Genomic DNA, 22,985 nt, shown 5'->3' with positions numbered 1-22,985 from the left:
GATGCACATTCAGTTGAAAGGCATCCATAAGTCGTTCGGTCCGGTCTCCGTCTTGAAAGGAGTCGACTTCGACCTGTTGCCTGGAGAAATTCATGCGCTCATGGGAGAAAACGGAGCGGGTAAGTCGACGTTGATGAAAGTAATGACCGGTCTTCACGCTCAAGATGAAGGAGACATCCTCATCGACGGGAAGAAACGTCAATTCAAACACCCAAAAGAAGCGGAGCAAGAAGGGATTGCCTTCATCCATCAGGAGCTCAACATTTTACCGGAGATGACGGTAACGGAAAACTTATTTTTAGGTCGAGAGCTGACGGGACCGTTCGGGATGGTCAAACAGCAGGAGATGACACGACGCGCTCGTGAATATTTGGCAGAATTGAACGTCTTCATGGATGTCGATGAAGTGGCACGCAACTTATCGGTAGGTCAGCAACAGATGATTGAGATTGCCAAGGCACTCATGACAGATGCGAAAGTCATCGTCATGGACGAACCGACGGCCGCCTTGACCGATCGCGAAATTCAGGCGCTCTTCGCCGTCTCACGTGCCTTACGAGATCAAGGTGTGTCCATCATCTATATCTCTCACCGCATGGAAGAAATTTTCGACTTGTGTAATCGGATCACCGTGCTTCGGGATGGACAGTCCATCTCGACCCGTATGATTTCGGACACTTCTTTTGAAGAAACCGTGCGCGATATGGTCGGACGTGAGATCGGTGAACGTTATCCGACGCGCACGGCGACGCTCGGGGAGGTCGTTCTCGAAGTAGAGGATTTAATAGGTAACCGGTTCCACAACGTATCATTCAACGTTCGAGCTGGTGAAATCGTCGGATTCTCCGGATTGATGGGAGCAGGACGGACTGAAGTGATGCGTGCTTTGTTCGGAGCAGACACCCACAAAGGGGGAGTCATCAAGCTGAACGGGAAACCGATTCGAATCAAGACTCCGGCAGACGCCATCAAACATGGCATCGCCTTTTTGACAGAAGACCGAAAAGGCGAGGGCTTGCTTCTCGACTTCTCGCTAAGAGAAAACTTATCACTCCCGACACTCGATAAACGGGCGAAAGGGTCCGTCATCTCGAAGCAGCAAGAAGCGACGTTCGCCGAGACATACTTACAAAAACTGCGGGTCAAGCATCATTCGATGGAGCAAAAAGTGAAGTCGTTGTCCGGTGGGAACCAACAGAAGATTGTGCTCGGTAAATGGTTAGGTGTCGAGCCGGACGTCTTGATTTTGGATGAACCGACCCGTGGAGTCGACGTCGGTGCCAAGAAAGAAATTTACAACATCATGAGTGATCTTGCGGAGTCAGGTGTCGCCATCATCATGGTCTCCTCCGATTTACCGGAAGTGCTCGGGATGAGTGACCGAATTGTCGTCATGCGGGAAGGTGTTGTGACCGGAACGCTCACGAGAGAAGAGGCGACGCAAGAAAAAGTAATGACGTATGCGACAGGAGGGCAATGACATGGAATTGAAAGCAACGACTGCACTGAAGCGCCCGGGTCGACTTGGATGGGGACAAAAGTTAGGACCGCTGTTTGGTCTACTCGTCATCGTCGTCGTCGTGACCGCGCTCGAACCTGGATTTTTATCATTAAATAATATCTTTAACGTACTTCGACAAGTGTCCATCAATGCCTTGATTGCCTTCGGGATGACATTCGTCATCTTGACAGGCGGGATTGATTTATCGGTCGGCTCGATTTTAGCGCTCGCATCTGCACTAGTGGCAGGCATGATGGTGGACGGTCAACATGCGGTCATGGCCGTTGCACTTGGCTTGATTGCGGGTGCCGTTCTCGGGGCCTTTAACGGGGCGGTCATCACATACGGGAAAGTGGCGCCGTTCATCGCGACATTGGCCACGATGACGATTTACCGAGGTTTGACGCTGGTCTATACGGACGGGCGACCGATTACTGGTCTCGGAAATTCTGGGTGGTTCGAGATGCTGGGACGTGGCTACTTCTGGATTATCCCGGTGCCGGCATTGACGATGTTACTCGCGTTCGGTGTTCTTTATTTCATTTTGAAAAAGACGACGTTTGGCCGTCATACGTACGCGATCGGTGGAAATGAAGAAGCGGCAAAATTGATGGGGATTGGCGTCAATAAAGTCAAAATCATGATTTATTCGCTATCGGGTATGCTTGCTGCACTCGCGGGCATCATCTTGACATCACGTCTTAATTCCGCACAACCAACGGCAGGAACGTCATATGAACTCGATGCCATTGCGGCGGTCGTTCTCGGGGGAACGAGCCTTGCAGGTGGTCGAGGTTGGATTGTTGGAACATTGATTGGGGCACTGATCATTGGAACGTTGAACAACGGATTGAACCTTCTCGGCGTATCATCTTTCTTCCAACTCGTCGTAAAAGGTGCAGTTATATTGTTTGCAGTATTGCTTGATCGTCGACAAAACGCGTAACACGCGAAAGGGGAAAACGGAACATGAAAAAATGGACAGCTTGGCTACTCGCACTGACTATGGTACTGATGGCAGCTTGCTCGACTGAACAACCGGGGTCAACGTCTGAGACGGAAACGAAAGATGGGGATTATGAAATCGGCTTATCCATCTCGACATTGAACAACCCGTTCTTCGTCGCATTGAAAGAAGGCGCAGAAGAACAGGCGAACGAAATGGATGCGACATTGACAGTGGCGGACGCGCAAAACGATGCCGCGAAACAAGTGAATGACGTTGAAGACATGATTCAAAAAGGAATGGATTTGATTCTCATCAACCCGACAGATTCAGAAGCAGTCGGCGCAGCGGTACAAGCAGCAAATGATGCAGGCATTCCGGTCATCACGGTAGACCGTAACGCAGAGACTGGTGAAGTGGTCGCACACGTCGCCTCAGACAACGTCGCGGGTGGACGATTGGCGGGTGACTACATGGTCGAACTCGTAGGCGAAGGTCAAAAAGTCGTCGAACTCGAAGGGATTCCGGGAGCGTCAGCGACACGTGACCGTGGACAAGGATTTAACGAAGCAATCGATGGGAAATTGGAAGTCGTGGCAAAACAATCTGCAAACTTTGACCGTGCAGAAGGATTAACGGTCATGGAGAATATTTTACAAGACAATAAAGACATCGTCGCTGTATTCGCACATAACGATGAGATGGCACTCGGTGCTGTTCAAGCACTTGAAGCGGCTGGAATGAGTGACGTGAAAGTCATCGGATTCGATGCGACAGACGATGCAGTCAAAGCGGTCGAAGGTGGGACGATGGCAGCAACGGTTGCTCAAAAACCAGCTGAGATTGGTAAATTGGGTGTAGAAGCGGCAATCAATCATTTGAAGGGTGAAACGGTGGAAGAGAACATCCCGGTCGAACTCGAATTAATCAAATAAGGAAAATGAAACCTCACGATGCCTTGATTTCGGGTAGAGCTCGTGAGGTTTTTTCAATGTTCATATATCCCTCTTCATAAATTGGATAGTTTCTCCCTTTTTCAGGGTATATCTAGGTAAAATACAGGAAGGGGGAGTCGTATCTGAGAAACGCAGCACATATGTATAAACTCAAACCGGTGTTTAAAGAACGTATTTGGGGTGGTCGTCAGCTAGAGACGTTATTTCATCTTTCGTTACCGGAAGGGAAGATTGGCGAGTGTTGGGCTGCATCCGCACATCCGAGCGGAATGACCACATTTGAGAACGGACCATTTGCAGGACAGACGCTCGCGGATTTATGGGATGCCCACCGTTTAGAACTATTCGGTCCGTATCCATTCGCGACGTTTCCGTTACACGTCAAACTACTCGACGCGCGTGCTTATTTATCGGTACAGGTTCATCCGAACGATGAGCAGGCGCAACGTCTCGAACAAGAAGAGTTTGGGAAAGAAGAGTGCTGGTACGTGTTAGACGCAGAACCGAATGCCGAGATTATCGTCGGCCATACGTTCCGAACGAAACAAGAGGTATATACATGTGTGCAACAAAAAGAATGGGCGACTCGTCTAAAGACGCAAGCCGTGAAAAAAGGTGACTTCATTTACATCCCGAGCGGAACCGTTCACGCTCTTGGTCCGGGTGTCGTGTTGCTTGAAATTCAACAGACGAGTGACCGGACATATCGTCTTTACGATTTTGATCGAGTGGATGACACGGGTCGTCTTCGTGACCTTCATATCGAGAAAGCCGTGGAAGTGATGAACATTCCGGATCGCCGGACAGACGAACTCGTACGGACAGATTTAAAAGATGCATTGACGACCGAATTGATTTCAAAACCATCTTTTAAAATCATGCGACACCAAGTGAATGGCACCCCCGCGATATTAGAACAATCGGAAACGTTCCGATTGTTCTCGGTCGTTTCGGGTGAAGGGTTCGTGCAAGGTGAAGATGGCGTCCAAGCCATCCGAGCAGGAGAGCATTATTTCGTTCCAAAAGGAAAAGGACCTCACTTGTTCACCGGGAAGGTGGAAATCGTCACAAGTGAAGTCCCTGTTCCAACAACGCATCGCGTCAATACTGTTTATCAAGTGGAGACGGCACAGGACAAGCATCGTCGAGTGTCCAATCGTTTGAATACTGAACCTCGATGAACACGACGTCTTCGTGAGCTTTGAGCGTGTGAGCCGCACCGCGTTGAATCGAGATGACGTCGGTCGGCTTCGCCTCAAACGATTGTCCGTCAATTGTGACGGTAGCCGTTCCTTGAAGCATCGTCCAAATCGTATCGGTCGCTTCGTGATAATGATAGCTGAGTTCTTTCCCGGCCTGGACGAGCATCCGTCGCGTCACACTGTGATGACCGTCCGCGAGCGTCTCGTGATGAATCACTTCGGATTGTCCCCAGCGCTTCCATTTAAACTTTGGATAGTCGTCAGAGGAGGCTAGATAATCTTTCAACTGCGGCGTCGCATCTTTCGTCGAGACGAGAATCCCGTCCGCGTTGACGGCGACGACGAGATCTTCGAGCCCGATTCCGATCAACGGAAGATTCAACTCGTTGATGACATGTGTGTTCGTCGACTCGAACAACTCAACCTGACCGTGGGTGGTGGACGTCATTTCTTCCGTCAAGGTATTCCATGTTCCTAGGTCCTTCCAATCCCCATCGTAACGATGGACGAACACGGACTCCGCATGTTCGACGACGGCATAGTCGAACGACGTTTTTTCTAAATCATCGTAGCGGGTCGTGAGTTCTGAATATGTCGTCGGTAAGTTTCGCTCCGTCAGTTCATCGAGCAACAAGTGCAACTTACAAGCGAAGATTCCACAGTTCCATAATGCGCCTTGTTCAATCAACTGTTCCGCCACGTCGACGGTCGGTTTTTCTTGGAACAAGCGAACGGAGGAGATTTGAGCCGTTTCGTTTGGGACGATGTATCCGTATTTCGATGTCGGGTGGAGGGGAGTGACCCCAATCAAATGTAAGGCATCGTCACTTGCTTGTACCGCTTCATCTACTTGAGGGAAGTATTCAAAGAAACGAAGGTCGACATAAGCATCGACCGGCATCACGAGTACCGTTTCATCCGGGTCGACACGTTGTTCGTTCAAATAACTAGCGCCGAGCACGATAGCAGGGAATGTATCTCGACGACTCGGTTCGGTGATGATATTGGCGTCGGTCCCGATTTGGTAAACGATGGCATCGCGTTGATGCGCGTTTGTTAAAATAAAGGCATCCCGATCTAACTGCATGTCACTTAGTTGGGAGAAGACCCGTTCGATCATCGATTGTTTGGCACCTTGACCGTCATCAAGTAATCGAATGAACTGTTTCGAGTTGATATCGTTCGAAAGTGGCCAAAGACGCTTTCCTGATCCACCTGATAGTAAGAGTAGTTTCATTTCGTGACACCCTTTCTCGATTAAAATTTCGGAGGTACACAACATGGCAAATTACTTACTCGTCGAACCGCACGAGCATACGCGAAAGACGTTGGCTCGTCTGTTGATGAAAGAAGGAGAACTCATTTTTGAAGCGACAGAAGCGACGGAAGCGATTGAGATTTTAGAATCGAGCGACATCGACGTCGTCATCACCGAATTAAGACTCCCCCATACGGACGGGGTCGAACTGTTATCGTATGTGAAGAAAAAGTTCCCGCTCATTCATCAAATCGTATTGACGGATTACACGCATACCCATACGTTGATCGCGGCCGTTAATTATGGAAACGTTAAGCGCATCATGACAAAACCGATGAAAATCGATGAGTATGTGATTCGCGTCATCAAGGATGTCGGTCAAGAAGCCGTCAACATGAAGACGAATAAGTATCGAGTCGCAGACATGTTGACGGAGTTTCTAGACGATCTTGGACAGGCATACTGTCTGTTTTATGAGAGCGGAGACTTGGTCAGCTCGGAAAATCTTGTCGTCCCGTTCGAATCGGGGGAGACGAGCGAGCTGAAACGGTTCGTCATCCCGACGCAATACGGAGAATTTATTTTGTATCAGTCACGGGATCGTTCTTCCCGAACTTGTGGGTAAAGAGTTGCGATACTCCGATCATCGTTAATCGAAGGTACATGTAGGCGACCCCTAATGTTAATACAGGGTGTCGTCTATATTTTTTGAGGTTGGACGGATGATAGAGCACCGGTCTGAAGAAATACCAGCGAGCGAGTGCCTTTCGGAAGCCGCCTTCCTCTGTCTCGAGCGTTTGCGGCATCACTTGGAAGTAATAGCGCTTCTTCTCGAGCAGATTTTGGAGCGTCACTTCCTTCTCGTTATGTTTCACCGCAGTGAAGGTGGCGCGACGGATGATCCCGCCTTGTTGGATGTAACGAATGGTCGGTTGCGTCTCTTCAAAACTGATTTGAGCAGGGTTGATCCCTCCTGATGACTCGTATGCTTCCATCCGCCAAAACCGTGCCGCCTCGATGGAGCGGTCATCAATCCGTTCTTTTGGGATTTGGAATAGATTCCGTTCAAACACCTTTACTTTGGAGAAAAAGTTGGTGTACGTGCTATAGGCCTCTTCTGGGATGACGAGCGCCCCGACCTCTTCGTGATGCTTAAGGTAAAGCAGGCAACTCGTCAACAGTCCCTCGGTCAACACCATGTCCGAGTCGATGACATACAAGACATCGACGTGGAGTTCACGAAGTCGACCGATTGCCTCTTTACGGGCGATTCCACGCTCTCCATGTGGGAGCGAGAGGATGATGAAGCGGTCATCGTCTACAGTCAACTCTCGCATGACCTCGACGGTTCGATCGGTCGAGCCGTCATCCGCGATCACACAGACAAACTCGGCCGTTTGCTGTTGGATGGACTGAATCGTTTCCCGAATGATTTCCTCGTTGCAATACGTAGACATCGCGATTCCAATCATGATGTTCTCCCTTCCTGAATCAAGATTCCTAACTTTTGATTCAACCATTGTTCAAATGCCGCGCCGGTGCGACTCCATTGCAGTGTTTTTGAAAATGCATGGGCATCACGTCGCACGACCTCATAATGATCTTGATCGTTCAAACAGCGTCTCATCTCGAGCGCGAGTGCCTCTGCGGTCTGTGCCATCGTCATGTATCCGAGTTTTCCGTACTGAACCGCGTCCCGAAGTCCCGGCGCATCGTACACGATGGTCGGCGTCCCGACAGCAGCGGCTTCGCTGACGGTCAAGCCCCATCCTTCACGACGGGACGGAAAGAGGAGGGCTGTCGCCCGACTCATGCGTTCGAGTTTCTCTTCTTCACTGACGAATCCGAAGTAATGAATATCTGACCGTACATCCTCAGGCGTGATCGGATCAAGTTGTTCGGCGATGTATGCCTCGTTCTTCTTCCCGATGATCCACAGTTGTGCGGTCGGGAAATCGCGCTTGATGGATACGAACGCTTTGACGGCATCGTTGATTCCTTTATAGGCGGACATGCGCCCGACGTATAAGAACGTGGGATGTTCTTCTTTCTCAAACCATTCTTCTTCTGGCCAAGGTGTGAAGTTGAGTCCTTCCGGCAAAATCGTGATATGAGACTCAGGAATTCCGACGGCGACGAGGTCATCTGCCGTCGACTGACTGACGGTCAAGACATCGTTTTGCCGATAGAGACGCAGACGACTCGTTTCCGTCCATGCCCCGACCCATGAAACGGGAGGTGGTAGGTTGATTCGCCAAATTTCACGCGTCAATTGATGGATGAAGAGAACACGTTTGTGTGAAGGCACATAGAACGGCGTGAAGTAATGGTGTGTGTTCATCTGATCAAGGACGAGGTCGATATCATCCTCGTTTGCTTTGTAATAGCGCCGTGCCTCTACGATGCTCGTCATATCTGTACCGGAGCGAATATAATGAACGCCATCAATCCATTCCTCATCATCCCGTCCTTCGATATGAGGGGACAGATGGATAATGTTGTAACGAGGGGCCACGTAAGCCAACATCTCATGCGTGAATACTTCGGCTCCTCCTGCTTTCGGATGTTTGATGTCTCGCCAAGAGAGACACAGTAAAGTGGGTTTCATCACGATTCCTCCTTTAATTGTTGGCGTCGCTCAGAATGAAAGCGGAAACGAAGAAGTAGAGACCCTCCGAGTAAGACGAACGCTTGAGCGAATAGCCACATCTCCATCGATTGCCGGAATAGGAATAAGGCAACGAGAAAGACGAAGAGTAGCGCCCAATACCAACGCAAGTACCGATTGTTTCGTAAGATGAATTGCAACATCGCCTCATATTGCACGATGATGATGCCGATATAGGTGAAAATCATATAGCGTACGAAATAACCTGCCTCGTCATATCCTTGACCGAAGAAAATCGGTACAACCGACGGAATGACCAAATAATAGACGATGGTGATGATTCCGAGAGCAGCCAATAATAATCTGAATACGGTGCGCTCAAACGATAGGAATGAATCCGTCTCGGCCGCCCGGCTCAGACGTGGCAAAAGGACTTGGAAAATCGACAGACAGACGAACAAGACGAGCTGACTAAAGCGTAGGCTGACGGAATAATCTCCGACTAACGATGGAAAGAATAAGGTGACGAGTAAGCTGTCGACCGAGAAGAAGAGTGTCATGACAATCTGCACATGGATGAGTTGGAACAAACCATGGAACTGTTTGTCACCAGCCGTCTCCGGGAAGTGAGTTTGCCAGATGCTGAGTCCATATGTGAGAATCATGCCGATCAAAATCCCAATCAAAGCGAGCGTAATATCAAGCTGTTCGAGAAAAATCCACGTGACCCCCACTTTCACAATCGCTTCAACGTAATAAGAAAGGGTGAGGGCATAAAATCGTTCATTTGCCTGCAAGACCCCACGCCGGAATGACACGAGGATATGGAAAAATACTGTAACTGCAAGTAAAAAGAGGTTAATCCTAGATAAAGGAAGAATATATGGGATAAGTATAAAGAGTACACTGGATAAACCCATCGCGACGAGTAAGATAATTCGTTCGATATACCGGTAATCGGTCGCAATTTGTTGTCCTAGGTTTCGGGTGACAATCCATTGGACGGCACTCCCGATAATAAGTAACAGTCCGAGAAGGGCGAGATAAGCGTTTAAGAGACCATAATCTTGACTCGTCAAACCGCGGGCTAAAAAGAAATGATACGAGTAATTGATGATATTTAGTAATGCATCAAGAACAGGGAAGATAAGTAAAATCGAATAACGGCTCATGACAGCTTTCATACAATCACCTCTTTCAATTCGTCAATCTTAAAAGGAGGACAATGTGATGGATAAAGGTAAAGTAGTGATTTTTACAGATCAACAACGAAATATTCCGTATGCTTCGTCTATTCCGCACTACGAACTGATCATTTCTGAATCAGGTACATCATCTGAAACGAAAATTCCACCAGACATTCGTGCCATGAAAGAGCAAATCAAAGTGTATGTGATTGACTATATCGACTATGAAACGGGATTGAAAGTGGCGGAAGCGCTACGTACGTATCATCCTCAGTCGTCGATTCTGTGGGTTGATGACGTTATTCGACATAAAGGAAACTTCCCCTTCAAACAATTGTTAGGGAATGGGATATTTAGAATATTTTATTATAGAGAAGAATACGCAGATGAACTGTTAGCTGAAATTCAAAATATCATTCATCCAGAATATGCTGTGAAAAAAGGGACTGTAGCCTTTATATTACCAATTTTCAACGAAGAGAAACGGTTTTCACACATTCATGCTTTTTTGACATCCCTTACCAAAATGATTGAACGAAACTACTTACACGGGTCCATCTATTTTGTAGACGATGCCTCCTCCGATCAGTCGAAACACTTGTTACAGGAGTATCGGGACATCGTCATGAACGCGACGGACACGTTGTTCAAAATTGATTATTTAAAGATGTATGAGTTGAAGCAGAATACGAAAAAAGCGGGTCTCTTTATCGAAGGGATGACGCATATCTCGAGCGAATATTATGTGTTCGTTGATGCGGACAATTCGTTCAAAGTCGATGACATCGCTCAATTGCTGAGTATTGCGGAAAATGATTATTACGATATCGTCATCGGGACGAAAGATTTGACGATTGAAGACCGAAGCTTTGTCCGAAAGTTTGTCAGTTTCGCAAAACGAACCATCACAAAACCGTTTCTACCAGAAGGTGTGTCAGATTCTCAGACGGGTCTTAAAATCATCAATCGTCGGGCGATTCCACGGTTACTTCCGTATTTGAGCGCGACGAGCGGATTCGCCATCGATTTAGAGATGATGTACGCCGCCAAAAAAGAACGTCTCCGCGTCTATCAACAGCCGGTGACTTGTATCGAGCGGGAAGGGTCTCACGTCGACCTCGTGAAAGACTCGATTGCGTTTCTCAAGACGATGGTCCTTCTTTTACGACGACAGCGAGCTGTCAGTCGGGCAAGACGATAAACGCACATCACGCATAAAGCCCACGTCGTGTATTGGACGTGGGCTTTTGTTTGGGCTTATTCGTGGGCGATTGATTCAGCAATCGAAGAGTCCGTCTCTGTATATTCAATCGTGATAACATCTCCGACGTTCAGTGTATCGAGGTGGTTGGGTTTCCCGTCGACAATCGTCGACGAAGTAAGTGTCACCTCCCGTAGCACATACTGTTCCTCAGGGTCTTGATGAGATGGCGCAATCCATAGGGTGTTGCCTTGTCGGTCTTCAATCACCCTGTCTTCGTCACCCATCGTACAAGCGCTAAGAATCATCATGCAGCTCAAAAAAGTCGTGAGCAGTAAAGTCCGAAGCATGAGCCGTCACCCTTTCTTAAATCGTTGTCGTGTACGGCGAAAGAGCGGCTCTTCCTGCCGCGCATTCCAATAGAAGAAGAACGAGACAGGTGTGGCGAGTAACAAAAGGGTCATGCCCGCGAAGTAGACGAGACGTAAGACGGCATTCACCTGTACGTCACTTTCAGAGGACATGTACAGTTGTGTCACGCCATTCAATGCGACTTCACCGCGCTGTGCCCCATCATCGGTCGAAAGCTCGAACAATGGGGACGGGGAGTCGTTTAACGTGAAGCGGCCGAGTGAATCTTCGTGAGAGACCGTCCGCTTCATGACACTTCGCGTCACATCGAGTGATTCGGCGTCTGTTGTAGCGAGTAGCGGACGTTCGGTCACTTCCTCGACGGTCACTTGGTCGGTCAGGAGAAGGTGATCGTAGCGGACGACGTTCAAGTTCTTCATCTCCAGTCGTCCTGCATTTTCAACATTTCCACGTGCCCAAATATGAAGCTGCATCGAGTCGGTTCCCTTCGGTGGAATCAAAATCTGCTCGTAGTGGTTCCATGTCGATTTCCGATACTCTTCCACTTCACTGATGAAGTCGGTCCCAATCACGCGACGTTCCTTGTCAAGATAGTACATCTTCACATGTCGATTTCGAATTTGTTCGCTCCGTGCGTCAAAAGCGACCAAATATTCTCGGTCGGGAAGTGCTTCGATTTGTTCTGATGCGAAGATATACCAGTCACAAGAACAGGTCGGTTCGTAGGATGCGATAAACATGTCATCTTCCACCGTGGACTCGAACATATCGTCTGTAATGGATACACAGGTCGCACACGTCGCGGCGGCTTCAGGTGTCGCGAGTGGTTCGGTCACGACAATCTCGTTCGGGTCGAACTTCCGTAAATCCTCCAACTCGATTCGTGACGGCACGTTACTGTCTACGGTCAACTCGAGCGTGTATGATCCTGGCTCCATCTCGAATGTATTCGGTGTCCACCGTTTCAAGGTCGTATGCACATCTTCGAGTGATTGAAGTTGGTATGGGAAGTCACGGCGCAAGGAATCATACGTGACCGTCTGTGTGCCGATATTCGTTTTTACATCAGGCAGTTGCTGCATCGCCGTGACGCCAATCGTCTCTTCTTGGACAACTTCTTCGTCCTGCAGGAGGCGTAAGCGAATCGTCCCATCTGTCGAAACAGGAGGTGTCAGGTTGATGTGGAAACGGTAATCACCAGGCTCTGCCACATCGATTGTACGAGACAACGTACCGGATGTGAGTGAGACGCCTTTCCCGAAACTGAGAGACGGGTAGTTGCGCTCGGACTGGATTGTCCCGCTATAATCGAAATCTTGTTCACCTTCGAGAACCATGAAGGTGTTCGTGGGTTCTAATACGTTTTGGAGTGACTGCTGTAACGTCTTCCATTCTTCCTCAGGTAAGAAGACGATGTTTTGAATGGCATTGAAACCGACCGTATTCTCGACGGTGATGGTCGTCTCATTCGTCTCGATTTCGTGTAGACCGAGCGGTACCCACTCAAGCCTTGCCCCCGTTTGTCGGATCGTTTCAACGATTTGCTCGTCATCATTGATCGTGACGTCAAGCTGTCCGCCACTCTGATTCATCAAGACACGCGCGAACCCGATGTAGCGGCCCGGAGGTGTCTCTTTTGTAATGGAGAACGTGTTCGGCACCATATGTGACTCGAAGCTCTCGATTTGAACATCGTGAATCCACCAATACGTCTTTCGTTCTGGTCTTTGATAACTCAATAAGTCGATGCGCATCGTCTCGGCAGCCCGTGGCGTCACATATTCTCCGCGAAGGTGAATTCCGTCTAAATTCCCGGAATCTCTCGGAGCGACGACATAAGTCTGGTCGATTTCTTCCCCAGATGCATCGAAGAAGCGTACTTTCACGTGCAAGCGGTCGACCCCTCGACCCGATGCGACAATATCGAACCGATACGCGTTATTCGGTAGTGCTGGTAAGAGACCGGACTTCGCGACTTGCCAAATGTAGTTTGGATCTCCTTTGGCGACTTCCGCTTGAAGCAGTGGCAAGTCGTTCGTCGAAGACAACGGGTTAGGTGACAGCTCGACGATATCCGGGTTATCGGCTTTAAAGAATGTCTCATCTTCGAGCATCGAATTGAATGAAGCGACTTGTTTCGTCGACAAGTCATCGAGCTCGTAAGGGGGGGCATCGATTCGGGCAGAAGCGAAGGAAAGTCCAACGCCGTCTCCGAAATCAAGATCGAACGCAGGATCTTTCACACCTTGTGTTTGTTGATACCAACGCCAGTCACTGTTTGCGAAAAGGGTCTTGCCCCATGTGAGGAACGGGTTGGCGGAATCGATTGCCTCAAACGGCTTCCAATAATAGTCATCGGGCACCTGACTGAGCAGCATGTCTTTTTGTTCAATCATCTCAATCGCATCACCCTTGCGAATCCAATCAAAGTCGTCACTATGTCGCTGTGTCGTGAATAAAATCGATTGTTTTCCTTGCTCATATTCAGGAATCGTTCCATATGTGATGGAACGGTCGATTCCGTAAGGCGTTACGATAAGCTGTGGGACGGTTCGATCGGTGAGCGGTGCGACGACATCGAATAAAGTGAATAGACCGACTTGCTTCGTCCGCAGTAAATCACGTTGCGAGGCGAGTACCTCTAAGTTGAACTGCTGTCGCTCTTCCATCCCTAAATATTCATCCCGATATGCGAACTGGTCGACACCGAACACTTTAATCAAGTTACTCGCCTCGTCTGAACGTCCTGTATCGAGCAAGTATTGTAAGAGTGAAAACAGATAACGAATCGCAGGCGTCGACCCTTCATGATGGAACACCGTATTTTCAAGCGAACTGTACACGTGGAAGTCCCCGGTCGGTTTGACCGTCTCGCCGAGTGCGGGATTTTCGTTCCATCTCGGTGTCGCCACCCCGGTGATCGGCTGGGTCATCTCATCGGCAACGGGGAACTGAAGCCACTTCCCATCGATTTCTTGTTGTACGGTCGCGTATTCTTCAGGAACGTCGACTGGCTTATAAAAACCTTCCATATACACGGTGCGATACGGATTTATAAAAAGAATCAACGCGACAAAACTGCCGATGAAGAGAATGCCGCGATAGAGTGGTCGAGGAATCGCCTTGGACTGTCTGGCATCAACAATCCCGATACCTAAAGAGAGCAGCAAGCTGTAACTGACAATCAATAGACCGACGAGCTTGTTCGGGTCGCGAAACATCGGACCAATCAACGGTGTGTACGTGACGAGCGCGACGAACGCCGTCGCGACCCATTCATACGTTCCAGTCGCAAAGATGGTCAAACCGATGCCGAGTAAGCCGAAGAACAGGTGAATCGGTCGTTTGTAGCTTCCGAGAAGACCGATTCCGATGAAGAAGAGCAAGATTCCACCGGCCACCCAAAACGTCAGCGGAAGTGTATGCAAGTCAAACATCGGCCACCAATAACTGATGGTATACAACACGTTCTCAATCGACGAGTTTCGACTGAACAGCATCAACGTCTCGGTGACGTTAATATTATGTTGGGACGCCTGGGCCCCGAACAGGATGGAACCGACATACATGAAGAACCAGTAGCCGTTGAACAAGATGAACACGAACCCGACCGCTGTGATCAGGCGAACGTAGTAGAAGAAATACGATTTGAACAATAGCGTCTTCCGCTCGCTCCAAAGCGTTTTGAGCACGATCAGTCCGAGCATAATGCCCATATAAATGGCTGAGAAGAAAAAGTAATGGATTCCGGCAGACATAAACATGAACACAACGGACAACCCGATGGCATCGATCCAAATTCTCGGTGAGAGTCGTTTGTTAAACGAAAAGTCTGGATCCAGCTGACGTCGGAATTTCGGGTCGAACAAGTTAAAGAAGAGTAGAAGTGCGAACGGGAACAGCGCATAGCCGCACAGGAGATAAATATGTTGAATGCGTGTGATGATCCACGGGTTTAACGCATAAAAGAGCCCGGCAAGCGTGAATGTCATGAGTGTCATCAACTGAAAGTGTTTTGTGATATAAATCGAGTGAAGTCGTTTGACGAGCGCATACATGCTGAGTGCCGAAACGATGAGCAACGTCAAGATGAATGATTTGATTAAGAATGGACCAGATGCACCGAACAATAAACTTAATCCATACAGTGGTGCGATGAAGACGAGTCGAGGCACATTCAACAATGTTGTCGTGCTCCATCGTTCATTCCAGGCACCAAAAATCTCTTCGATATAACGGTCGGACGATAGACCGAATGCGATATCACTAAAGACGACCATCCCCGACGAAAAGAGCGGGTACGCATAGACGAGGATACATGACAACATAATCGTCAAGGCGATGAGGTCGTAACGGTACGTATGCAGACCGTTTCGTAGTGTGGATAAGATGCGTTGCAAATCCGATCTGCCTCCTTTCATCACGTATGTCATCTATTTCGCCAAAGGTTGGACTATCCCTGTCTAATCAAAAAAGAGACAGCCGATTCCGGCTATCTCTTTACGACATGGGGCGAAGCAGTGCACGAACGGGGCTTCCGTCACCTTCGACAATCGGGAGAGGGACGGCGTTCAAGTCATAATCCCCCGGCAAAATATCGTCTAGGACGAGCCCTTCTAATATATGGACACCATTTCGTGCTAACGCATGATGAGCACCCATCTCTTTACTGTCAATCGCATCAACGGACGGCAAGTCGAGCCCGATCAAGAAAATCCCAAGTTCTCCGAGACGATCGGCAAGAGACGGCGTCAGTTCAGGAATCGTCTCTGGGAAGACGCTCTTATCTGGCCAACCATCCGTCTTCAAAATGAGGCGTTCGACCCCGGTCAAGTCATGACCGTCCAAGTCAGACGCTTCAATTTTTGACTTATGTGGCATATGAATGACACGGGCTGGACCGATATAGAGGGAAGGGTCGAGGTCGATGACACGCTTCCCGTGGTCGTCAAAGTGAAATGGGGCATCGATATGCGTCCCGACATGTAAACTCATCGTCACTTTCCCGACATTCACTGAACCGCTCTGTGCCATCGGCCAAGCGATCTCATACGAAAACTTCGTGTCTCCCGGCCATGTCGTCACATCGGCATGAAGCGGTTGGGATACATCAATCCATGTCATTTCGTTCAGCTCCTCTTATAATGATGTTCGGACCGTCCAAAGCTCTGGGAAGAAACGATGATCGAGCACGCGGCGCAAGTAGTTCACACCGGACGAGCCCCCTGTTCCCATCTTCTGTCCGATGATGCGTTCTACGGTACTCATATGGTTGAAGCGCCACATCTGTTGCTGGCTCCCGATATCGAGTAGTTTTTCACCGAGCTCATACAAATCCCAATACGTGTCGACATCGCGATAGACCTCGACCCATGCCTTCTCGACACTCTCATTCCATTCCCAGTCCTGCGTGACATCTCGTTCGAGCACGCTCGCATCAATCGGAAGACCACGGCGATGCATCTCACGGACGGTCACGTCATAAATGCTAGGTGCTTGAAGCGACCCTTCGAGCAGCGGATATAGTTTTTCATCATGCGCATAGACGCTGAGCGTTCGTGCGTTTTTGAAGCCGAGCGCGAATTCAATCTGTCGGTTTTGATAAGACTGAAAACCAGATGAAGAGCCGAGTTGGTCTCGGAACTCTAAATACTCAGCCGGTGTCAATGTCGCGAGGACGCCCCATGACTGGATGAGTTGCTGCTGGATTTTTGAGACGCGAGCGAGCATCTTGAATGAGCGCTCGAGCTCCCCGTTCGTGATGGCCGTCGTGGCTGCCGTCAATTCATGCAAGATGAGCTTCATCCACAACTCGCTCGTCTGATGGATGATGATAAAGAGCATCTCATCGTGATGGTCGGAAAGGCGATGCTGGCTCGATAAAATCGGGTCGAGCTGGAGATAGTCCCCGTACGACATATCTTTAGAGAAGTCGGTTTGAATCGTTTTTTCCACTTTATGTTCCATACGTTCACTCATGACAATTCCCCCTTATGCGACCACTTCGCGGACGTTCTCGAACGCCTCATATTCTTTGTCATCCATGATTTTCTTCAACGTCACAATCACGTCATACACGTCGGTAAACGTGTTATACAATGCGACCGGTGCGAGACGGATGATGTTCGGTGCCCGGAAGTCAGGGATGATGTGATGTTTTTTCAATGCTTTACAGATGCGTGCCGCCTCAGGGTGCTCGAGGCTCAAGTGGGCACCGCGTTGACGTGTGTCTGTCGGGCTTCCGATGAAGAACCCGTGTGGTGCAAGCATGTCTTCAATCAACTCCATCATATATGTCGTGAGCGAGAGTGATTTTTGACGAATTGCTTCCATTCCGACCTCGTTAAACATCTCGAGGGCACCAAGCTGCGGAGCGAGGCTCATGACATGTGGCGTCCCGATTTGGAAAGCACCGGCATGTTCAGCCGGTGTCATCGTATGGTCCATATCGAACTGTTTGTCTTTGCGTGAACCGAACCATCCAGCGAGTCCTGGTGTCGTGCCGAAGTGACGTTCATGTACGAATAAGCCGCCGACCGTTCCCGGACCACCGTTCAAATGTTTATAGTTGCACCAGTAAGCGAAGTCGACACCCCAGTCGTGGAAGTCGTGAAGGATGGCACCGACGGAATGACAAGCATCAAATCCGATTAAAATACCACGCTCGTGCGCCGCTTTCGTCAGGCGCGGCATGTCTAAAATCTGACCGCTCCGATAGAGGACAGTCGGCAATACGATCAGGGCAATCTCGTCGGTCATCGCAGCAATCAAGTCGTCTTCTACTAAGAAGCGCCCATCCGGACTGTCGACTTGAACGAGGTGCTCCGAAGGGTCGAGTCCGCGCAGTTCGAGCTGACTTTTCAAAGCGTAAATGTCAGACGGAAATGTGAGGGCATCTGCCAAAATTTTCGTGCGTTTTCCTTCTGTTTTAAAGAACGAAGCAACGAGTTGATGCAAGTTCACCGTCGTCGAGCCGGTGACCATCACTTCTTCTGGCTTTCCACCGATGAGCGGCGCATTCAGTGCGGCCAACTCTTCGGACAAGTTGAACCAAGGGTGACGCCCGGACATCCAACCGTCAATCCCGAGCTCTTTCCAGTCCGCAAGTGATTCAAGGAGCGTGCGCTCGGCTCGTTTCGATAAAAGCCCGAGTGAATTCCCATCCATATAAATCCCGTCTTCCGGTAAATAAAATTCTTCCCGATACGATGCGAGCGGGTCTTGTTTGTCTAGTTGTTGTGCGTAGGCACGTGTGAAATCGTTCATATCCCCATTTCCCCCTTCATGCTGTGTACGTTGTCAAAATCGTAGCAATCGGTCATGAGGAAGTCAACAAACAACGAGGTGTCGGCGAGTCAAACTAAAAAAACGCTCAAGCGTGATCTTGAGCGTTTAGGAGTGTAGCTTATTTTATTTTTCGTACATTCTCTTGTCGGAGTAACTTGAATAGTGTGAAGACCATCAATAAAAGGATGATGGTAAACGGCAAGGCGGAAATCAACGATGCGGTTTGAAGTCCTTCCAACCCACTCGCAATCAATAGAACGGCGGCGATTCCTCCTAACAGAACACCCCAGGCGATTCGAACGGGGAGAGGAGGATTCAAGCTACCGTTTGTCGTCATACTGCTGATGATATAGGTAGCAGAATCGGCCGATGTGATTAAGAACGTCAAAATCAAGAGAATCGACAAGACGGACAGGATGAAGCTGAACGGCAGCTCGGCAAACGTCACAAACAACGCGCTCGTCACGTCCGCATTGACGGCTTCGGCGATGGAAGTTCCTTCGAACAAATCTAAATGGAGGGCAGTGCCGCCAAACACGGCAATCCATAAGAGTGCGATGAACGGAGGAACGATGAGGACACCGACGATGAACTCGCGAATGGTCCTTCCTCGTGAGACACGCGCGACGAACGCTCCAACGAACGGTGACCAGGCGATGGCCCACGCCCAGTAAAAGATGGTCCAATCTCGGACCCACGTCCCTTGCTGATACGGTTGTAAGCGTAGACTATAGCGAATGAAATTTTGTAAGTAGTCACCTAAGCCAAGGGTGAGAGTCTCTAGGATGAAGATGGTTGGACCGGCAAAGAAGACAAACACCATCAACACGAGTGCGGTCCCTAAATTAATGTTACTCAACCATTTGATGCCGCGATCCAGCCCTGTCGTCGTCGATGTTAAAAAGAGTGCGGTCAAGACGACGATGATGGCGACTTGCATCCAAGCGGTGTTCGGGAGGCCGAATACACTGTTTAGGCCACCGTTGATTTGAAGAACGCCTAAACCAAGTGACGTCGCGACACCCATGACAGTGGCGATGACCGCTAAAATATCAATCGTCTGGTTCAACGGTTGTTTGTACGGTCGCTCTTTTATAAGCGGTGAAAGGCTAGTCGAGATGAGTCCGTCCGCATTATGACGGAACTGGAAATAGGCGATAATCAGTCCGACAATCGCAAAAACAGACCATTGACTGACACCCCAATGGAAGAACGAATAGGCCATCGCAAGACGTGCTCCCTCGACCGTCAGTGCCTCCGTTTCCGCGTACGGTGGCGTGAAGAAATGGCTCATCGGCTCGGCCACACCCCAAAAGACGAGTCCGACACCGAATCCGGCGGAGAATAACATGCCGATCCAAGTGAAGAACGGATATTGAGGGCGATCATCATCTTTTCCAAGACGGATTTTTCCGTATTTACTAAACGCCAAAAAGATTAAAAAGAGCACAAACAAGAAGACGGACAGTAAATAGAACCAACCAAACGAGCGAGTCGTAAAGTCAAAAATAGATCCTGCGATTGAAGCAAACGTGGTTGGAGCGATGGCTCCAAATAGAACGAGTAAGGCAATCAAACTTGCTGAGATATAAAAGACGCGATTCAAACGTGGCTTTTGTGTAGAATCCTTCATAAGATGTCCCCTTTCAAAAAAATATGTAGCACTAATAAACGGTTCCCTAATCTCCACATTGCAAACAGGAGGTGCGTTTTATCGTGTTTTACATACTTGAATCGGGAAAAGAGCTAAAGAGGAGGGAATACTATGAAATTGATTGCGATCGATTTAGACGGGACGTTGTTATCGCGCACGGGTGTGATTACAGAGGCGAACCAGGAGGCGATTCGTCGTCGACAAGAAAATGGTGATATCGTCGCCATTTGTTCAGGACGCTCCATCCATGATATCGAGGAGTTGTTGAAGCGGAGTGACCTCGTCTGTCCGATTTTGTCAGGTAACGGAGCGATCGGGTTTTATGAGAACGAGCGAATTTACTATCATGCGATGGACCAAGCAGTTGTAGATGAGCTATGGGAGATTGCGAAAGCGGGCGATGCGTACGTTGAATTTTATACGAATGCAGGCGTGAAGGTGCTCCGTTCGGGAAGTGATTTACTGAAGCGGGAACTCGATGAAGTATTGCCGCACGATCAATCATTTAGTCGTGAATGGGCAGAACGTGAGATTGAAATTCAAAATGAACAATTTGGTCTGACGTACATGGACTCGATGGAAGACATCGACTTTGCACGAGATGAAGTGTACAAGGTATTTGTCTACTCGTTCGATCGCCGAAAGCTACACCGCTTGCGCAAAGTTTATGAACCACGGAACGACATTTTGATCACGACAGCGGGTTGGACGAAAATTGAGATTGGACATCCTCATGCGAGTAAAGGAGCGGCGCTAAAACAGCTAGCAGAGCATTATCAGATTCCAATGGGTGATGTCGTTGCCATTGGAGACAATTTGAATGACGTGTCGATGTTTGAAGTGGCAGAGACGAGGATTGCGATGGGGAATGCTGTGGACCCGCTAAAAGATTTGAGCACGCATATTACAAAAGATGTGGAAGAGGACGGGGTCGCTTACGCGCTGACGCATTATGTATGAATCGGATTATGGAGAAATCGTGAACGAGGATTGAATCTCGCTTAAAACGGATATTGTATACATGTAACCATTCACTTTCTGAAATGAGTCGGGGAACGGGTAGGCACTTTCGTCACCTGTAGCTGATGGCAGAAGGCGGATGGGAAAGTCCATGTGAACGTGAATCGTGTATTCCAAACGATGATGCGTCGGCCTCTGCTTGCCATCCGAGCAAGCATACCAGACAGACTGTTTGTATAAGGAATTCCACATGATCCGCGCCAGAAGTGGACATCATAGGTGCCAAGTCCTGTCGTGCCCATTCAATCAAAACTGTCTACGAGTCACCTGTTCGATTTCATTTCGTTTGATGGAAGACGACTAGTGAGCCAATCGACAATGAACCGATTCGAATGATGCGTCACGCTGGCTTGGACATCTCTAGTCGAACCAAATCATAGATGGGACGGTCAATCGAGCGGGGCTTGGTTGGATGAAAGTCCGGGGACTAGAGAATCAAGAAAAGCGCCGAGTGAGGGCGCTTTTCTTGTGGTATCCTATTGGATGAATGCAACTGATGGAGGGATCATATGCCAAAGCTATATTGGTTTGGGACGTTCCTGAGTGGAATGATTCTTTTGACCACGGGAACGATGGAAGGTCTTTACCGCATACTCCCAATTGGGTTGATGGCCATCGCGGTCATCGGCTATCTCATACAGACTCGATTTGAGCAAAAGAAGCGGCGCCCTTGATGGGGTGCCGCTTCTCTTTATAAGGATTCGAGTAAACGGGTCATCACATCATCAATTTCTTTTTGTAGTGCATCGACTTGTCGTTGTAGCGCCATCAATTCATCAAGGTCATCCAATTCATTCATCTGTTGGAGCAGTGCCTGATGTTCGGATTCTAATTTGGTCAGGTGGGCTTCCTCATCAATCATAGACGGAGTGGATATCGTCTGCTTCGTCGATTTCGATGGCTTAACGTGTTCTGTTTTAGGTTCCTCTTTCGATTCCTGTCCACGTTTGTCGAGGGCATAAGCGACATTACCTTCAAACCGCGTCATCGTCCCGTCGAGCCAATACGTGATGGGGAACAATTTATTCAAGAAGTAGCGGTCATGGGAGACGGTAACGACCGTTCCAGGGAAACGTTCGAGCGCTTCTTCAAGTGCCTCTCTCGATTCGATATCAAGGTGGTTCGTCGGCTCGTCTAAGACGAGGACATTGATTTCTTCATGGACGAGGATTGCGAGCATGAGGCGCATCTTCTCACCACCGCTCAAATTTGAGACAGGTTTGAATACGCTCGGACCATAGAATAAAAACTGGGCAAGGAGATGTCTCGCTTTTCCTTCATCGACCGCGATTCGGTCCCGAAACGCCTCGATTAAGCGATGTGATTCGTCGAACGTGATGTGTTGCGATAAATAACCGATTTTGGCTTGGTCGGCACGCCTTATAGTTCCGGCTTGCGGCACGACTTGACCGAGCAACATCTTTAACAACGAAGACTTTCCGCTCCCGTTCGGTCCGACAATGGCGACGCGTTCCCCGTGCCCCGTGTAAAAATGCACGTCTTCAAATAGAGGACGATCATAGGCGAGTGTCACGTCACTCACTTCGAAGACGTCACGTCCCGTTCGTCCGTTCGTCGTGAAGTGGATGTTCGGTTGGTCGGCTTCGAGTTGTGGTTTCTTGATCCGCTCGATTCGTTCGAGAGCCTTTTCCATCGATTTGGCGCGACGATAGAACTTTTCATTCGGTGGATTGCCTTCGTTGGCCCATTGCCGTAACTGCCGAATCGTTTCTTTCATCTTTTTAATCTTCTTTTGTTGCTCGGTATAGGCATGGAACTGATCGAGCAGCTGT

Annotated in this window: 19 protein-coding genes; 8 read left to right on the top strand and 11 right to left on the bottom strand. The window is 49.0% G+C overall.

Translation table 11 applies throughout. The features are described from left to right. Position 1 precedes the first annotated feature (1 nt). From ON063_RS07325 to manA, 4 genes are all read left to right on the top strand, one after another. Positions 2 to 1,480, top strand: a complete 1,479-nt coding sequence (locus ON063_RS07325) for a sugar ABC transporter ATP-binding protein (protein WP_274664699.1) — start codon at positions 2 to 4, stop codon at positions 1,478 to 1,480. Between the two features lies 1 nt (position 1,481). Next, positions 1,482 to 2,447: an ABC transporter permease subunit gene (locus ON063_RS07320; RefSeq protein ID WP_214694930.1), complete on the top strand. Its 966-nt coding sequence runs from the start codon at positions 1,482 to 1,484 to the stop codon at positions 2,445 to 2,447. Between the two features lie 23 nt (positions 2,448 to 2,470). Then, positions 2,471 to 3,382: a ribose ABC transporter substrate-binding protein RbsB gene (gene rbsB, locus ON063_RS07315; protein ID WP_274664698.1), complete on the top strand. Its 912-nt coding sequence runs from the start codon at positions 2,471 to 2,473 to the stop codon at positions 3,380 to 3,382. 161 nt (positions 3,383 to 3,543) lie between these two features. After that, complete coding sequence (gene manA, locus ON063_RS07310) at positions 3,544 to 4,584, top strand: mannose-6-phosphate isomerase, class I (RefSeq protein ID WP_274664697.1); 1,041 nt, start codon at positions 3,544 to 3,546, stop codon at positions 4,582 to 4,584. Here the strand turns inward: manA and ON063_RS07305 are convergent. Beyond that, positions 4,505 to 5,842 carry a sugar phosphate nucleotidyltransferase gene (locus ON063_RS07305; protein ID WP_274664696.1) on the bottom strand — a complete coding sequence of 446 codons (1,338 nt, stop codon included), beginning with the start codon at positions 5,840 to 5,842 and terminating at the stop codon, positions 4,505 to 4,507. The genes manA and ON063_RS07305 overlap by 80 nt on opposite strands. Positions 5,843 to 5,885: 43 nt before the next feature. On the opposite strand from ON063_RS07305, the gene ON063_RS07300 reads away from it, so the two are divergent. After that, the gene (locus ON063_RS07300) at positions 5,886 to 6,488 is read left to right on the top strand and encodes a response regulator (protein WP_214694920.1); all 603 of its coding nucleotides are present in this window, start codon (positions 5,886 to 5,888) and stop codon (positions 6,486 to 6,488) included. On the opposite strand, the gene ON063_RS07295 is transcribed toward ON063_RS07300, so the two are convergent. Genes ON063_RS07295 through ON063_RS07285 form a run of 3 tightly spaced genes read right to left on the bottom strand, consistent with a single transcriptional unit; the run spans position 6,442 to position 9,655 of the window. Beyond that, on the bottom strand, positions 6,442 to 7,335 hold the full coding sequence (locus ON063_RS07295; protein ID WP_274664695.1) for a glycosyltransferase family 2 protein: 894 nt from the start codon (positions 7,333 to 7,335) through the stop codon (positions 6,442 to 6,444). The genes ON063_RS07300 and ON063_RS07295 overlap by 47 nt on opposite strands. Next, complete coding sequence (locus ON063_RS07290) at positions 7,332 to 8,471, bottom strand: glycosyltransferase family 4 protein (protein WP_274664694.1); 1,140 nt, start codon at positions 8,469 to 8,471, stop codon at positions 7,332 to 7,334. The genes ON063_RS07295 and ON063_RS07290 overlap by 4 nt, the downstream gene beginning before the upstream one ends. Further along, the gene (locus tag ON063_RS07285; protein WP_274664693.1) at positions 8,471 to 9,655 is read right to left on the bottom strand and encodes a lipopolysaccharide biosynthesis protein; all 1,185 of its coding nucleotides are present in this window, start codon (positions 9,653 to 9,655) and stop codon (positions 8,471 to 8,473) included. Before ON063_RS07285 ends, ON063_RS07290 begins: the two co-directional genes overlap by 1 nt. 46 nt (positions 9,656 to 9,701) lie before the next feature. Here ON063_RS07285 and ON063_RS07280 point away from each other — a divergent pair, with 46 nt between their 5' ends. Beyond that, positions 9,702 to 10,859, top strand: coding sequence for a glycosyltransferase (locus tag ON063_RS07280; RefSeq protein ID WP_274664692.1), 1,158 nt, complete (start codon positions 9,702 to 9,704; stop codon positions 10,857 to 10,859). A gap of 56 nt (positions 10,860 to 10,915) precedes the next feature. Here ON063_RS07280 and ON063_RS07275 read toward each other — a convergent pair whose 3' ends face one another. The 6 genes from ON063_RS07275 to ON063_RS07250 form a co-directional block, all read right to left on the bottom strand. Next, a complete protein-coding gene (locus tag ON063_RS07275; RefSeq protein ID WP_274664691.1) occupies positions 10,916 to 11,209 on the bottom strand; it encodes a hypothetical protein in 294 nt (97 codons plus the stop codon). Positions 11,210 to 11,215: 6 nt separating this feature from the next. Then, on the bottom strand, positions 11,216 to 15,631 hold the full coding sequence (locus ON063_RS07270; protein ID WP_274664690.1) for a hypothetical protein: 4,416 nt from the start codon (positions 15,629 to 15,631) through the stop codon (positions 11,216 to 11,218). Positions 15,632 to 15,731: 100 nt separating this feature from the next. After that, positions 15,732 to 16,355, bottom strand: coding sequence for an arylformamidase (gene kynB, locus ON063_RS07265; protein WP_143406653.1), 624 nt, complete (start codon positions 16,353 to 16,355; stop codon positions 15,732 to 15,734). Between the two features lie 15 nt (positions 16,356 to 16,370). Continuing rightward, positions 16,371 to 17,210: a tryptophan 2,3-dioxygenase gene (gene kynA, locus ON063_RS07260; RefSeq protein ID WP_074035540.1), complete on the bottom strand. Its 840-nt coding sequence runs from the start codon at positions 17,208 to 17,210 to the stop codon at positions 16,371 to 16,373. A gap of 12 nt (positions 17,211 to 17,222) precedes the next feature. Beyond that, positions 17,223 to 18,497, bottom strand: a complete 1,275-nt coding sequence (gene kynU, locus ON063_RS07255; protein WP_274664689.1) for a kynureninase — start codon at positions 18,495 to 18,497, stop codon at positions 17,223 to 17,225. A gap of 139 nt (positions 18,498 to 18,636) precedes the next feature. Then, entirely contained in the window at positions 18,637 to 20,151 is a 1,515-nt protein-coding gene (locus ON063_RS07250) for a BCCT family transporter (protein ID WP_274664688.1), read from the bottom strand. A 132-nt stretch (positions 20,152 to 20,283) separates the two neighbouring features. On the opposite strand from ON063_RS07250, the gene ON063_RS07245 reads away from it, so the two are divergent. After that, positions 20,284 to 21,132 (top strand): Cof-type HAD-IIB family hydrolase, encoded by an 849-nt coding sequence (locus ON063_RS07245; protein ID WP_274664687.1) that lies wholly within the window; start codon positions 20,284 to 20,286, stop codon positions 21,130 to 21,132. A gap of 569 nt (positions 21,133 to 21,701) precedes the next feature. Further along, positions 21,702 to 21,866, top strand: a complete 165-nt coding sequence (locus tag ON063_RS07240; protein WP_274664686.1) for a hypothetical protein — start codon at positions 21,702 to 21,704, stop codon at positions 21,864 to 21,866. A 17-nt stretch (positions 21,867 to 21,883) separates the two neighbouring features. On the opposite strand, the gene ON063_RS07235 is transcribed toward ON063_RS07240, so the two are convergent. Then, positions 21,884 to 22,985: ATP-binding cassette domain-containing protein (locus tag ON063_RS07235; protein ID WP_274664685.1), on the bottom strand; the 1,102-nt coding region annotated here is incomplete at its 5' end.

The organism is Exiguobacterium sp. B2(2022), from assembly GCF_028823655.1.
GTDB lineage: Bacteria > Bacillota > Bacilli > Exiguobacteriales > Exiguobacteriaceae > Exiguobacterium > Exiguobacterium aestuarii_A.
Note: the sequence above shows the minus strand (reverse complement) of the source record. Positions and strands in the feature narration are given on the sequence as shown.